General features: G+C 63.7%; 22 protein-coding genes. All 22 read left to right on the top strand.

Annotated features, from left to right (window positions below; genetic code table 11):
* Positions 1 to 6 precede the first annotated feature (6 nt).
* On the top strand, positions 7 to 192 hold the full coding sequence (locus AB1411_00425; GenBank protein ID MEW6542061.1) for a type Z 30S ribosomal protein S14: 186 nt from the start codon (positions 7 to 9) through the stop codon (positions 190 to 192).
* 25 nt (positions 193 to 217) lie between these two features.
* A complete protein-coding gene (gene rpsH, locus AB1411_00420; protein MEW6542060.1) occupies positions 218 to 610 on the top strand; it encodes a 30S ribosomal protein S8 in 393 nt (130 codons plus the stop codon).
* Positions 611 to 653: 43 nt separating this feature from the next.
* A complete protein-coding gene (rplF, locus tag AB1411_00415) occupies positions 654 to 1,190 on the top strand; it encodes a 50S ribosomal protein L6 (protein MEW6542059.1) in 537 nt (178 codons plus the stop codon).
* An 8-nt stretch (positions 1,191 to 1,198) separates the two neighbouring features.
* Positions 1,199 to 1,564, top strand: a complete 366-nt coding sequence (gene rplR, locus AB1411_00410; GenBank protein ID MEW6542058.1) for a 50S ribosomal protein L18 — start codon at positions 1,199 to 1,201, stop codon at positions 1,562 to 1,564.
* A 23-nt stretch (positions 1,565 to 1,587) separates the two neighbouring features.
* Positions 1,588 to 2,082, top strand: coding sequence for a 30S ribosomal protein S5 (gene rpsE, locus AB1411_00405; GenBank protein MEW6542057.1), 495 nt, complete (start codon positions 1,588 to 1,590; stop codon positions 2,080 to 2,082).
* 4 nt (positions 2,083 to 2,086) lie between these two features.
* Entirely contained in the window at positions 2,087 to 2,272 is a 186-nt protein-coding gene (gene rpmD, locus AB1411_00400) for a 50S ribosomal protein L30 (protein MEW6542056.1), read from the top strand.
* Positions 2,269 to 2,718, top strand: coding sequence for a 50S ribosomal protein L15 (gene rplO, locus AB1411_00395; protein ID MEW6542055.1), 450 nt, complete (start codon positions 2,269 to 2,271; stop codon positions 2,716 to 2,718). The genes rpmD and rplO overlap by 4 nt, the downstream gene beginning before the upstream one ends.
* Positions 2,711 to 4,024: a preprotein translocase subunit SecY gene (gene secY / locus AB1411_00390; protein MEW6542054.1), complete on the top strand. Its 1,314-nt coding sequence runs from the start codon at positions 2,711 to 2,713 to the stop codon at positions 4,022 to 4,024. Before rplO ends, secY begins: the two co-directional genes overlap by 8 nt.
* A gap of 7 nt (positions 4,025 to 4,031) precedes the next feature.
* Positions 4,032 to 4,688, top strand: a complete 657-nt coding sequence (locus tag AB1411_00385) for an adenylate kinase (GenBank protein MEW6542053.1) — start codon at positions 4,032 to 4,034, stop codon at positions 4,686 to 4,688.
* Entirely contained in the window at positions 4,685 to 5,437 is a 753-nt protein-coding gene (map, locus tag AB1411_00380; protein ID MEW6542052.1) for a type I methionyl aminopeptidase, read from the top strand. Before AB1411_00385 ends, map begins: the two co-directional genes overlap by 4 nt.
* Positions 5,438 to 5,457: 20 nt before the next feature.
* Positions 5,458 to 5,676 (top strand): translation initiation factor IF-1, encoded by a 219-nt coding sequence (gene infA / locus AB1411_00375; GenBank protein MEW6542051.1) that lies wholly within the window; start codon positions 5,458 to 5,460, stop codon positions 5,674 to 5,676.
* A gap of 41 nt (positions 5,677 to 5,717) precedes the next feature.
* On the top strand, positions 5,718 to 5,831 hold the full coding sequence (rpmJ, locus tag AB1411_00370; protein MEW6542050.1) for a 50S ribosomal protein L36: 114 nt from the start codon (positions 5,718 to 5,720) through the stop codon (positions 5,829 to 5,831).
* Between the two features lie 105 nt (positions 5,832 to 5,936).
* On the top strand, positions 5,937 to 6,329 hold the full coding sequence (rpsM, locus tag AB1411_00365) for a 30S ribosomal protein S13 (protein ID MEW6542049.1): 393 nt from the start codon (positions 5,937 to 5,939) through the stop codon (positions 6,327 to 6,329).
* A gap of 32 nt (positions 6,330 to 6,361) precedes the next feature.
* A complete protein-coding gene (gene rpsK / locus AB1411_00360; protein MEW6542048.1) occupies positions 6,362 to 6,745 on the top strand; it encodes a 30S ribosomal protein S11 in 384 nt (127 codons plus the stop codon).
* Positions 6,746 to 6,816: 71 nt separating this feature from the next.
* Positions 6,817 to 7,443 carry a 30S ribosomal protein S4 gene (gene rpsD / locus AB1411_00355; GenBank protein MEW6542047.1) on the top strand — a complete coding sequence of 209 codons (627 nt, stop codon included), beginning with the start codon at positions 6,817 to 6,819 and terminating at the stop codon, positions 7,441 to 7,443.
* Positions 7,444 to 7,516: 73 nt separating this feature from the next.
* Positions 7,517 to 8,518: a DNA-directed RNA polymerase subunit alpha gene (locus tag AB1411_00350; protein ID MEW6542046.1), complete on the top strand. Its 1,002-nt coding sequence runs from the start codon at positions 7,517 to 7,519 to the stop codon at positions 8,516 to 8,518.
* Between the two features lie 12 nt (positions 8,519 to 8,530).
* Complete coding sequence (rplQ, locus tag AB1411_00345) at positions 8,531 to 8,968, top strand: 50S ribosomal protein L17 (GenBank protein ID MEW6542045.1); 438 nt, start codon at positions 8,531 to 8,533, stop codon at positions 8,966 to 8,968.
* Between the two features lie 194 nt (positions 8,969 to 9,162).
* Complete coding sequence (lptC, locus tag AB1411_00340; GenBank protein ID MEW6542044.1) at positions 9,163 to 9,729, top strand: LPS export ABC transporter periplasmic protein LptC; 567 nt, start codon at positions 9,163 to 9,165, stop codon at positions 9,727 to 9,729.
* Between the two features lie 28 nt (positions 9,730 to 9,757).
* The gene (locus AB1411_00335; protein ID MEW6542043.1) at positions 9,758 to 10,294 is read left to right on the top strand and encodes an LptA/OstA family protein; all 537 of its coding nucleotides are present in this window, start codon (positions 9,758 to 9,760) and stop codon (positions 10,292 to 10,294) included.
* Between the two features lie 65 nt (positions 10,295 to 10,359).
* Positions 10,360 to 11,082, top strand: a complete 723-nt coding sequence (gene lptB / locus AB1411_00330) for an LPS export ABC transporter ATP-binding protein (GenBank protein MEW6542042.1) — start codon at positions 10,360 to 10,362, stop codon at positions 11,080 to 11,082.
* Between the two features lie 36 nt (positions 11,083 to 11,118).
* Complete coding sequence (gene rpoN / locus AB1411_00325) at positions 11,119 to 12,609, top strand: RNA polymerase factor sigma-54 (GenBank protein ID MEW6542041.1); 1,491 nt, start codon at positions 11,119 to 11,121, stop codon at positions 12,607 to 12,609.
* A gap of 34 nt (positions 12,610 to 12,643) precedes the next feature.
* Positions 12,644 to 13,168, top strand: a complete 525-nt coding sequence (gene raiA / locus AB1411_00320) for a ribosome-associated translation inhibitor RaiA (GenBank protein ID MEW6542040.1) — start codon at positions 12,644 to 12,646, stop codon at positions 13,166 to 13,168.
* Positions 13,169 to 13,178 lie beyond the last annotated feature (10 nt).

Below are 13,178 nucleotides of genomic sequence, written 5' to 3'. Positions count from 1 at the left end.
GGACGAGTGGCACGAAAAGCGTTGCGGAACAAAGCGGCGAGTGAGCCGAAGTTCAAGGTGAGGCGGTACAACCGGTGCCCCCTGTGCGGGCGCGTGAGGGGGTTCCTGCGCCGGTTCCGGATGTGCCGGATCTGCTTCCGGTTCCTGAGCCTGCGCGGGGAAATTCCCGGCGTCCGGAAGGCCAGTTGGTAAAGGAAGGGATGGAGTTTCGAGGATGATGACCGATCCGATTGCGGACCTTCTGATCCGGATTCAAAACGGGGCGAGACGGGGCCACGAGACCGTGACCGTGCCCGCCTCCAGACTCAAGGCGGAGATCCTCCGCGTCATGAAGGCCGAGGGGTTCATCGGTGAATACGAGCGGACGACCGCGGACGGCCATCCGGCGCTCCGCATCCAGCTGCGATACGCCGAGGAGAACAAGCCGTTGATTACCGGGATGCGGCGGGTCAGCAAGCCGGGCCATCGGGTCTACGTCGGCCGACGGGACGTGAAGCCCGTGATGGGCGGCATGGGCGTGGCGATCCTCTCGACGTCCAAGGGGCTCATGACGGACCAGGAATCCCGGAAAGCCGGCTTGGGCGGCGAAGTGCTCTGTCACATTTGGTGAGGGGAAACGAAGCTGTCAGCCGACGGCTTTTTGAAGAGGGATTATGTCGCGGTTGGGTCGAAAACCCGTTCCTATTCCAGCCGGAGTGGAAGTCAAGGTCGCCGATCGGGTGGTCTCGGTCAAGGGGCCGCTCGGGCGGCTCGAATGGCTGCTGGCGCAAGGTGTGACGGTCGCCGTGGCCGATGGGCAGGTGCAGGCCAGTCGGTCGGGCGACGATCCCCAAACGCGCGCCCTGCACGGCCTGACCAGGGCCGAGATCAACAACATGATCGTCGGCGTGACCAAGGGGTACGAGCGGACGCTCGAAATCACCGGAGTCGGGTATAAGGCGCAGACTCAGGGGAAAACCCTGCAGTTGAACGTCGGCTACACCCATCCGGTCGTCTTCGAGCTGCCCGACGGGGTCGAAGCGAAGGTGGACAAGCAGACGGTCATCACGGTCCGCGGCATCGACAAGCGCAAGGTCGGCCAGACGGCTGCGAACCTGCGGGCCATCAAGCCGCCGGACGTGTACAAACAGAAGGGAATCCGGTACGCCGGCGAAGTCCTGCGGAAGAAGGAAGGCAAGACCGGCAAGTAAGTGAGGCGATGAAAACCACCGCAAAAACAGAGAAACGGGAACGGAGGCATCGGCGGATCCGGCAGCGCGTCTTCGGCACGCCTGCGCGCCCTCGCCTGAACGTCTTCCGCAGCAAGGGACACATCTACGCCCAGGTCATCGACGACACCAAGGGGCATACGCTGGCGGCGGCTTCGACGCTGGACCAATCCCTGCGGAAAGCCCTCAAGTCAACCGGCACCATCGAGGCGGCGAAGGCGGTCGGGAAGCTGCTGGCCGAACGGGCCAAGGCGCTCAACGTCACCGCCGTGGTCTTCGATCGGGGCGGCTGGCTGTACCACGGGCGGATCAAAGCCCTCGCCGAGGCGTCGCGCGAGCACGGGCTGCAGTTCTAAACCGGGAAAGAGGAGCGAGATTCGTGCGAGTCAATCCAGAGGAATTGAGCCTGAAGGACAAAGTGGTGTTCATCAACCGCGTGGCCAAGGTGGTCAAGGGGGGCAAGCGGTTCAACTTCTGCGCGCTGGTCGCGGTCGGAGACGGACAGGGCTGGGTTGGCATCGGCAAGGGAAAAGCCGCGGAGGTCCCCGTGGCGATCTCCAAAGCCGTTGAGCAGGCGAAGAAGCACCTGGTTCAGGTCCCGATCAAGGAAGGGACGATCCCGCACGAGGTGCACGGCCTGTTCGGCGGGGAGCACGTGTTGCTCAAGCCCGCGGCGGAAGGGACCGGCGTCATCGCCGGCGGAGCGGTGCGGGCCGTGGTCGAGCTGGCCGGGGCCCGGAACATCATTGCCAAGACCCTGGGGCGGGGGAATCCGTTCAACACGGTGCGGGCCACGCTCGAGGGGCTGCGCCAGCTCCGGGATCCGCAGGAGGTCACGCGGATCCGACGGAGTGGCCTGCAGAAGGTGGGGTGAGGCCATGGCTGCCGGATCGCTCGTCATCACGTTGAAGCGGAGCCCCATCGGGACGCCGCATACCCACCGGCTGGTGTTGCGCGGCCTCGGGCTGCGCAAAGTCAGCCAGACCGTCACGCGCCCGGACACGCCCCAGGTGCGGGGCATGATTCACAAGGTTGTGTACTTATTGGAAGTGAAGCCGCGATGAAACTGCACGAACTGGCTCCCCCTGCGGGAGCGAATAGGAAGCGGAAACGCATCGGGCGAGGGCCGGGCTCCGGTCACGGGAAGACGGCGACGAAAGGCCACAAGGGCCTGCTGGCCCGGTCTGGCGGAGGCAAGCGTCCGGGGTTCGAAGGCGGGCAGATGCCCCTGGTGCGTCGCCTGCCCAAGCACGGGTTCACCAGTCCGTTCCGGACGGAGTACTCGGTGGTGAACCTCAAGACACTGGCCACGTTGGAGACGGCCGACCCGATCACGCCCCAGGTGTTGGCTGAAGCCCGCCTCATCAAGCGGACGGCCCGGCCCGTGAAGATTCTCGGCCTTGGTGAGGTGACGAAGCCGATCATCGTCCAAGCCCACAAGTTCAGCAAATCGGCGGTCCAGAAGATCGAGGCCGCCGGTGGGAGGGCTGAGGTCATCGGCGGTGTTTGAACGGCTATTTACCAGCTTCCAGAACATCTTCAAGATTCCGGAGCTGCGCACCCGCATCCTGTTCACCCTCACGATGCTGGCGGTGTATCGGGTCGGCGCGCACATCCCGACGCCCGGCATCAACAACGAGGAGTTGGCGAAATTTCTCCAGGAGAAGGGCGGCTCGCTGCTCGGCTTCCTGGACATCTTCTCGGGCGGGGCGCTGTCCCGGTTGACGATCTTCGCGCTCGGCATCATGCCGTACATCAGCGCGTCGATCATCCTGCAGCTCCTGACGGTGGTGATTCCCCACCTGTCCAAGCTGGCGAAGGAGGGCGAGCGCGGGCGAAAGAAGATCATCCAGTACACGCGGTACGGCACGATCGCCATCGCGATGATCCAGGGCTTCGGCATCGCCGTCGGCCTGGAGGGCATGAACCAGGGAGCCTTCGTACTGAATCCCGGCTGGTCGTTCCGGCTGATGACCGTCATCACGCTCACGGCCGGCACGGGGTTCCTGATGTGGCTGGGCGAGCAGATCACCGAGCGGGGGATCGGAAACGGCATCTCGCTGATCATCTTCGCGGGCATCGTGGCGCGGCTGCCGAGCGCGGTCGCACAGACCTTCGACCTGTACCAGGTCGGGCAGCTGAGCTTCATGCTCCTGGTCATCCTGGGCTTCGTCATGCTCGGAGTGGTCGCGGCGATCGTGTTTCTGGAGAGCGGACGCCGCAAGATTCCGGTGCAGTACGCCAAGCGCGTGATCGGGCGGCGGGTCTACGGGGGGCAAAGCACGCACATCCCGCTCAAGATCAACACGGCAGGCGTGATTCCGCCGATCTTCGCGTCCTCGATCATCGCGTTCCCGGCCACGATCGCGGGGTTCATCCAGATTCCCTGGGTGCAGTCGCTGGGGGCGCAGCTCGCGCCCGGGTCGCTGCTGTACACGGTCTTGTACGTCGGGCTGATCGTGTTCTTCTGCTTTTTCTACACGGCGGTCGTGCTGAACCCCGTGGACATGGCGGACAACATGAAGAAGTACGGCGGCTTCATCCCGGGCATCCGGCCGGGGCAGCGGACGTCGGACTACATCTACAAGGTGCTGACCCGGATCACGACCGCCGGCTCGGTCTATCTGGCCGCCGTCTGCGTGGTCCCGGAGTTTTTGATCTACAAGTTGAACGTGCCGTTCTACTTCGGCGGGACCTCGCTGCTGATCGTCATCGGGGTGGGGCTGGACACCGCGCAGCAGATCGAATCGCACATGCTGATGCGGAACTACGAGGGGTTCTTGGCCAAGGGACGGCTCAGGGGACGGAGCGGCTGAGGCGCCCATGCGGATCGTCTTTCTGGGCGCGCCGGGGGTCGGCAAGGGCACGCAGGCCCAGTGGGTGGCCGCCCGGTTCCACCAGCCCAAGATTTCGACCGGCGACATCCTCCGCGAGGCGGTGCGGAACCAGACCCCGCTGGGGCTTCAAGCCAAGGCGTGCATGGACCAAGGGAAGCTGGTGCCCGACGACGTCGTGGTGGGGATCGTCGAGGAAAAGCTGGCCCAGCCGGAGTGCGCCGGGGGCTTCCTGCTGGACGGGTTCCCCCGGACCGTCAAGCAGGCCGAGGAGTTGGACGCGATGCTGAAGATCCGCGGCCAGAAGCTGGACCAGGTCATCAACGTGGTTGTCCCGAAGGACGAAGTGGTCCGGCGCCTGACCGGACGGCGCAGCTGTCCCAAGTGTCAGGCGGTCTATCATGTCGAGTTTGCGCCCCCCAAGCGCGAGGGAATCTGCGACAAGTGCGGGGCGGAACTGGTCCAGCGCAGCGACGATACGAAGGCGACGGTGGAGGCCCGGCTCTCGGTCTACGAGGAACAGACCGCGCCGCTCATTTCGTTCTACCGGCGACGCGGGTTGCTCTCCGATCTGGACGGGTCAGGCCGGATCGAGGCGGTTCAGCAACGGCTGTTGGGGCTGCTGACGGCGAATGGGCTGGCATGATCGTCTTGAAGACGCCCGAAGAGATCGAGGTCATGGCTCGGGCCAGCAAGCTCGTGGCCGAGACGCTGGAGGCTCTCAAGCGGCAGGTCCGGCCCGGCGTGACCACGGATGAGCTGGACCGGTTCGCCGAAGAGTTCATCCGATCCCGCGGAGGGACCCCGGCGTTCAAGGGATACCGGAGTTACCCGAAGACCCTCTGTGCCTCGGTGAACAACCAGGTGGTTCACGGGATCCCGTCCAAGAGAGTCCTGAAAGAAGGCGACATCATCGGATTGGATCTGGGCGCGATCGTCGACGGGTTCTACGGGGACGCGGCGGTGACGGTGCCGGTGGGAGACATTCCGCCGAAGGTGGCGGAGTTGCTGCGGGTGACCGAAGAGGCGCTCGCCAAGGGGATCGAGCAGGCGGTGGTCGGCAACCGGCTTTCGGACATTTCCCATGCGGTGCAGCGGCACGCCGAAGGCGCGGGGTTCTCGGTCGTGACCGACTTCGTCGGCCACGGGATCGGGCGGCAGCTGCACGAAGAGCCGCAGGTGCCCAATTACGGGAAGCCGGGGCAGGGGCCTCGGTTGCAGGAGGGGATGGTGCTGGCGATCGAGCCCATGGTCAACATGGGAAGCAGCGCGGTGTGCATTCTGGACGATCAGTGGACTGCAGTGACGAAGGACGGGAGTCTCTCCGCACACTTTGAGCATACGATCGCGGTCCAAGCGAGCGGGCCGCCGCGTATCCTGACCAAGTTGTCCTGACGTCTGACGGGGCTGGTCCCATGCCGAAGGAAGACATCATCGAGGTCCAGGGAACGGTGGCGGAGACTCTCCCGAACGCGATGTTTCGGGTCAAGTTGGACAACGGGCACGTGATTTTGGCGCACATCTCGGGGAAGATGCGCATGCACTTCATCCGGATCCTGCCCGGAGACAAGGTGACCGTCGAGCTTTCGCCCTACGACCTGACCAGGGGCCGCATCACCTACCGGTTCAAATGAGGCCGGGGGGACATGACGGGGATTCGCGAGGACGTATTGCCATGAAAGTGAAATCGTCAGTCAAGCCGATCTGCTCGAAATGCCGGGTCATCCGGCGGCGGGGCGTGGTGAGGGTCCAATGCGAGAACCCTCGGCACAAGCAGCGCCAAGGATGAGGCGCGTGTATCGTGAAGCGTGAAGCGCAAGAGAAGCCGCGACGGCCACCTCGCGCTTCACGAACGCCGCTTCACGCGCGACGATTCTGATCAACGGGAGGAAAGATGGCACGTATCGCGGGCGTGGATCTGCCGAGGGAGAAGCGGGTCGATGTCGGGTTGACCTACATTTACGGGATTGGTCGGTCCACCGCGGCCCAGATCGTCAAGAAGGCGGGCGTGGAGGGTGCGACCCGGGTCAAGGATCTGAGCGAGGACGAGATCGTCAAGCTCAGGGAAACCATCGAGCGTGACTACAAAGTGGAGGGGGATCTCCGCAAGGAGGTCTCGCTGAGCGTCAAGCGTCTGGTCGATACGGGCACGTACCGGGGCCTTCGGCACCGCAAGGGGCTCCCGGTGCGCGGACAGCGAACCAGGACGAATGCGCGGACCCGGAAGGGCCGCCGGTCGGCGATCGGCAAGGCGCGCAAGCCCGTGACCGCGGCGCCCAGCGCCTGACCGCAGTCGGTTGCGTCTGAGAGGAGTCGTGCATGAGCGTCAAGAAAGGGAAGAAGAAGGAGAAGAAGACGGTCCAGAGCGGGATCGCCCACATCCAGGCCTCCTTCAACAACACGATCGTCACGATCACGGATATGAGCGGCAACACGGTCGTGTGGGCGAGCGCTGGCAACCAGGGCTTCAAGGGGTCGCGCAAGAGCACCCCCTTTGCCGCCCAACGGGCCGGCGAAACGGCGGCCAGGAAGGCGATGGAGCACGGCATGCGTCAGGTCGACGTCTACGTGAACGGTCCAGGCTCCGGTCGGGAGTCGGCGATCCGATCCCTCCAGGCGGCGGGGCTGCGCATCAACTTGATCCGCGACGTGACGCCGATTCCGCACAATGGCTGCAGGCCGCCCAAGCGGAGGCGCGTGTAACCTCATCGTGGGAGGCGGGGAGCGTGTCACCTCGCGCCGTTCACGTTTCACGGGTTTAAGAGGAGGGAGCAGTGGCGAAGTATAGAGGTCCAGTTTGTCGGTTGTGCCGGAGGGAAGGGGAAAAGCTCTTCCTCAAAGGCTCGCGCTGCATGACCGAAAAGTGCGCGATCGAGCGACGAAGCTACGCTCCTGGGCAGCACGGGCAGGGACGTCCCCGAATCTCGGAATACAGCGCCCAGTTGCGCGAGAAGCAGAAGCTGCGGCGGATCTATGGGCTGCAGGAACAGCAGTTCCGAGGGGTATTCCACCGGGCGGAGCGCAAGGTCGGGATCACCGGCGAGCACCTGCTGAAGCTGCTGGAGTGCCGGCTGGACAACGTCGTCTACCGCCTTGGCTTCGCCTCCTCGCGCAAACAGGCGAGACAGTTGGTCGGTCACGGACACATCCTGGTAAACGGCAGGAAGACCGACGTCCCCTCTTGCACGGTCAAGGTCGGGGACGTGGTCGAGGTGCGCCAGCGGAGCCGCGAACTGGTGCCGATTCAGGCGGCCCTCGAGGCGGTGGACGGACGGGGGATCCCGACGTGGCTGGAGCTGGACAGGGCTGCCTTCAAGGGCACGGTCAAGGCGCTGCCGACGAAGGAGGAGATCGCGCTCCCGGTCAACGAGCAGTTGGTCGTGGAGCTGTATTCCAGGTAGTGCCTGGCCCGGGTCGAGCGGGGTGGACGGCCCAGGCACTGGCTGGTTCCGGGGACGAGGCGAAGGGGGAACTATGATTAAGGCAATGAAGGACTTCCAAGTCCCGATGCGGGTTGAAGCTGACAAGGAGACGCTTTCCCCGACATACGGCAAGTTCACGGCTGAGCCGTTCGAGCGAGGATTCGGGACGACCATCGGGAATTCGCTGCGGCGCGTGCTCCTGTCCTCGTTGACCGGGGCTGCGGTCACGACGGTGCGCATCGAGGGCGTCTTGCACGAGTTTTCCACGATCCCCGGCGTGACGGAGGATGTGACCGCGATCATCCTGAACGTCAAGAGCCTGCGGGTGAAGCTGCACACCGATAAGCCCAAGACCGTCCGGCTCCGCAAGAAGGGACCTGGCGAAGCAAAGGCGAGCGACATCATCCACGACGCGGACCTGACCGTGCTGAATCCGGACCTGCACATCGCGACCTTGGACAAGGAAGCGGTCCTGGACATGGAGATCGTCGTGAAGCCCGGCCGCGGCTACGTTCCGGCTGAGCGGAACAAGGAAGAAGGGCTGCCGATCGGCGTCATCGCGGTGGACTCGATCTATTCGCCCGTGAAGCGCGTCAACTTCCAGGTGGAGAATGCGCGGGTCGGGCGGGTGACCGACTACGACAAGCTGGTGCTCGATATCTGGACGGATGGGAGCATCGCGCCGCAGGACGCCCTGTCCACGGCCGCCGGCATTCTCCGCGAGCACGTGAACATCTTCATCAATCCGGAAGAGCTCGGCGAAGCGAAACCGGCCGTCAGAAAAGAAGAGGAAAAGCGGGAGCTCAACAAGAATCTTTTCCGGAGCGTCAACGAGCTGGAGCTCTCGGTCCGGGCCGCCAATTGCCTCAAGAACGCCAACATCAAGACCATCGCCGATCTGGTGCAAAAGACGGAAGCGGAAATGCTCAAGACCAAGAATTTCGGCAAGAAGTCTCTCAACGAGATCAAAGAGATCTTGACCGAAATGGGCTTGAGCTTGGGTACCAAACTCGACATGCCCGTCGGCGACGGGAACGTCAAGAACGACGCGTAGACGGGGGAAACCGTGCGCCACAGAAAGAAAGGCAGGCAGCTCGGGCGGAGGACCAAGCACCGCCGGGCCTTGTTCAGAAGTTTGGTGACCTCGCTGCTCGAGCACGAGCGGATCGAAACGACGGAAGCCAAGGCGAAGGAAATCCGCGGATTCACGGAGCGGATGATCACGTTGGGCAAACAGGGCGACCTCCCCGCCCGTCGGAGGGCGCTTGGGTTCCTCCGCAGCAAGGACGTCGTGGCCAAACTGTTCGAGGACGTCGCGGGACGGTTCCGGGATCGAAACGGCGGGTACACGAGACTGATCAAGACTCGGCGGCGGGTCGGCGATACGGCTGCGATGGTGGCCATCGAGTTGGTCTCGAGGCGGGAGGGGGCCCAAGCGGCGTCCGACTCCGCGGCTGCCGAAAAAGCCGGCAAGAAACCGGCCAAAGCCGCCGTCGCGTCCTAAAACCATTCGGCGGCCCGGTTTCTCGCATCCTGACTTCCACGCTCCTCCGCTCCGCTGAGGCTCTCCATGGTGGCGCGCTGCTCGCCGGGATCTCCGTTCCCAGCCAGCGCGCCATTTATTTACTTGCCCTTCTGGCGTATGCTATTATCGTGCCTGTCCACCCTCGTGCCAAATCAATTGATTTTGGGCAAGTTATGTGGGAGCGTTGGGTACGCCGCGGTTTGCTCGGCCTCAGTGCCGCTCTGGCTTCCTTTCTCATCTACCTTCTCGCGACCCGCGTCGAATCGGTTCCCCCTCCAACCTCTGCCAGCCAGGGCCCGCTAAGCCAGTCCGATGCCGGCATTGATCAGTTCAAGTACATCCAATCACGGGCCGGGACCGTTCAGTGGGAAGTGCTCGCGCAACGGGCCCACATGTTCGAGACGGAAAAGCGGGCGGTGCTGGACCGTGTGCAGGTGACGCTCTACGGAGCGAAGGGGCGGGAGATGAGGCTCGAGGGGGATGAAGGCACGATCGACATCGCCAGGAAGGACTTCGTGCTCGCGAATCGCTCGGCCCCCATCAACGTCCGGCTGGAGAGCGGCTACACGATCAGCACCAACCACATTGCCTGGACCGATGAGAAGCGGGAGATCAGCACCAGCGATCCCGTGACGATATTCGGTCACGGGCTGGAGATCAAGGGGCAAGGGCTTGTCGGGAAGCTCGATAGAGAGGAGTTCAGGATTCTTGACAATGTCCGTGCGGAAATCAGCCAATAGCCCAATCAGCTTATTCGCAGCTTGCCTCTTGGGCTTCCCGGGTCTCCTGGCGCAGCCGGTCTGGGGCGGCCAGGCCGTTCCGGCTTCGGCGGACGGTGAGCGCACCACGATCACGGCCAAGAAGATGACGGTGCGGAACCAGGAGAGCAAGGCGATCTTCGAGGGGACGGTCGTGCTCACGAAAGGAACCCTGACCGTCTACTCCGACGAGATGGTGGTGCTGTTCAAGCCAAGCGAGCAACAGAGTTCGAGCGGCAAGGCCGGCGAGGCGCAACCGGGCGCCAAGGGCAATGGCGGAGCGGGGATGCCAGGGAACCGCGCGATCAACCTGATCGAGGCCATGGGACACGTGCGGATTGAGAAGGACGACGGCCGGGCGACCTGCCAGAAGGCCGTATACTACGAGAGCGAGGAGAAGATCGTCTTGACCGGTGAGCCGGTCGCCTGGCAAAAGGGAACCAAGGTGAGCGGGAAGGTCATCACCATGTACCTGGCCGAGGAACGGAGCGTTGTGGAAGGGGAAACCCGCGTTCAGATCGATCAGGAGCCGGGAGGCGGCCGGTGAGGCGGAAGGGGGCGGTCATCGGCTGCGAAGCGGCGGCCCCTCTGACTCTGGCGGCCGCGCCCTCTCTGCAGCGACTGGAAGCCAAGGGCCTGCGGAAGAGCTTCAAGGGGCGCCAGGTGGTCAAGGGCGTCAGCCTGGACGTCGGGGCTGGCGAGGTGGTCGGTCTCCTGGGTCCCAACGGGGCCGGCAAGACCACGATCTTTGACATGATGGTCGGGCTCTGCCAGCCAGACGACGGACAGATTTTGCTCAACGGCCAGGCGATCACCGATCTGCCGATGTTCAAGCGGGCCCGATTGGGCATCGGTTATCTGCCCCAAGAGTCCTCGGTCTTTCGCCGCCTGTCGGTCGAAGACAACATCCGTGCGATCCTCGAAATGCTGGACCTGACGCCGCAAGAACAGGCGGATCGTGCGGAGGCGCTGCTCAAGGAGCTGGACCTGACGCATCTGCGCAAGAGCCGGGCGTACGCCCTTTCCGGCGGGGAGCGGCGCCGGCTGGAGATCACGAGGGCGCTGGTGATCGATCCGCAGTTTCTCCTGCTGGACGAACCCTTCGCGGGCATCGATCCGATTGCGGTGGGGGACATTCAGCAGATCGTCACGCGCCTGAGGGAGAAGCAGATCGGCATCCTGATCACGGACCACAACGTACAGGAAACGCTGTCCATCACGGACCGGGCTTACATCATCAACGAAGGCGAGATCCTGGAGACCGGCTCTCCGGAGACCATCGTCAACAGTTCAACGGCCCGGGCCATCTACCTGGGAGAGCGGTTCCGGCTGTAGGGTCGGGCACGCCAGGGAACGTCACAGGGATGGGATATGAAACTACGGCTTGATCTAAGCCTGCGGCAGAAGCTGATCATGACGCCGCAGTTGCAGCAAGCCATCAAGCTGCTGCAACTGTCCCGTCTGGAACTCCAGCAGACGCTGACGCAGCACCTGATGGAAAATCCCTTGCTCGAGGAGATGCAGGCCGACGCGGAGGAAGGCGAGCCGTCCGCCGAAGAGTGGAACCAGAGCAAGACCGACAGCAAGCAGGAGGAGGGAAGCGACGCCGACGAAGCCAAGCCCGAAGGGCCGGATGGCCTAGAGTGGGAGGACTATCTGGACGCCGATCGGCGCGTGGGGGATGTCGAGTACCCCTCGTCCGGGCAAGACGAGCTGCCGTCCTACGACCAGACCGCCGTCAAGCCCATGACGCTCGAAGACCACCTGCTCTGGCAGTTGGGGCTCTCGGGCCTGAGCGAGACTGAGAAGGCAATCGGGCGGGTCATCATCGGGAACTTGGACGAAGACGGATACCTGAGGACCCCGATCGAAGAGTTGGCCGCCGATGCCGAAGCCTCCGTGGAGCAGGTCGAAACCGTCCTGAGGCACGTCCAGACCTTCGATCCCACCGGAGTGGGCGCGCGCGACCTCCGCGAGTGCCTGCTCATCCAGCTCGGGCACCTCGACAACGATCCGATGAGGACCGGTTTACGCCAAAGCCGGTCGTTCAAGGGGTCGCTGATCGAGGCCATCGTCAGCAATCATCTGAAGGACTTGGAGAAGAAACATTACGGGCGCATCGCGAAGGCCCTGGGCGTGACGGCCGAGGAGGTATTCGAGGCAACCAAGGTGATCGAGGCGCTCGAGCCGAAGCCGGGGCGTCCCTACTTCTCCTCAGAGAACTACGTGGTCGTGCCCGACGTGTTCGTCGTCAAGAACGAGGGCGAATGGGAGGTCCTGCTGAACGATGACGGGCTGCCGAGATTGCGCATCAGCCCGTACTACCGGAAGCTGATGGTGGGCAAGCAGGATCAATCCGAGGCCACCAAGGCCTATCTGGAGGAGAAGCTGCGCGGGGCCCAGTGGATCATTCGGAGCATCGAGCAGCGCAACAAGACCATCCTCAAGGTGGTGGGGAGCATCGTCAAGTTTCAGGAGCAGTTCTTCGAAAAGGGCGTGCAACAGCTCAAACCCCTGGTGCTGAAGCAGGTGGCGGAAGACATCGGGATGCACGAATCCACGGTCAGCCGAGTGACCGCGAACAAGTACGTGTACTGCCCGCAAGGGATGTTCGAGCTGAAATACTTCTTCAACACGGGGATCCAGCGGGCCGACCAGAGCGAAGAGATGTTGTCCTCGGTCACCGTGCGGGACATGATCCGGCGCATGGTGGCGGAGGAAGACGCACAGCACCCGCTCAAGGACCAGGAAATCGTGGCGCGCCTCCGCAGCCACAACATCATGATCGCCAGGCGGACCGTGGCCAAGTATCGTGCGGAAGTGAACATCCCGTCGGCCAGCCAGCGGAAGCGACCCTATTAGCCATTCTCCCTGTTGCTTTCACGGGCACCCTTCTATGCGCGTCAGGATCACCGGTCGCCACGTTGAAGTCACGCCGGCCTTGCGACGCTACATCGAATCACGCATGCAGCGGCTGGATCGGTACGGCTTGAAGCTTGGCGGGGCCCAGGTCGTCCTGGCGGTGGAGAAGTACCGGCACACGGCCGAGGTCGTGCTCAACCTGAACGGAGTGGGCGTACAGGCCAGGAGCTCGACGAAGGAGATGTACGGGTCGATCGACGACCTGTTCGACAAGATCAGCCGGCAGATCCGCAAGCACAAAGAGAAGCTGGTCGAACACAAAGGCGATTCGCCTTTCGCGAGACGAGTCGTCCCCGGAGCCGAGACGCCCGCCAAATCGGCGCCAATCAAGAGCGTGCGGCTGGAGGTTCCTTCCCTCACCGTGGCGGAGGCCGTCGGTCGCCTCGGCTCCCAACCATCTGCGATCGTGATCTTTGTCAACGCCGCCTCCGATCGACTCCAGCTCCTCAGGCGGCTGGAGAACGGTGACGCCGAACTGATCGACCCCCAGCCGGTCTAGTCTGGGACAG

This window comes from Nitrospirota bacterium (assembly GCA_040757595.1).
In the GTDB taxonomy this organism is placed as follows: Bacteria; Nitrospirota; Nitrospiria; order Nitrospirales; family Nitrospiraceae; genus JBFLWP01.
Note: the sequence above shows the minus strand (reverse complement) of the source record. Positions and strands in the feature narration are given on the sequence as shown.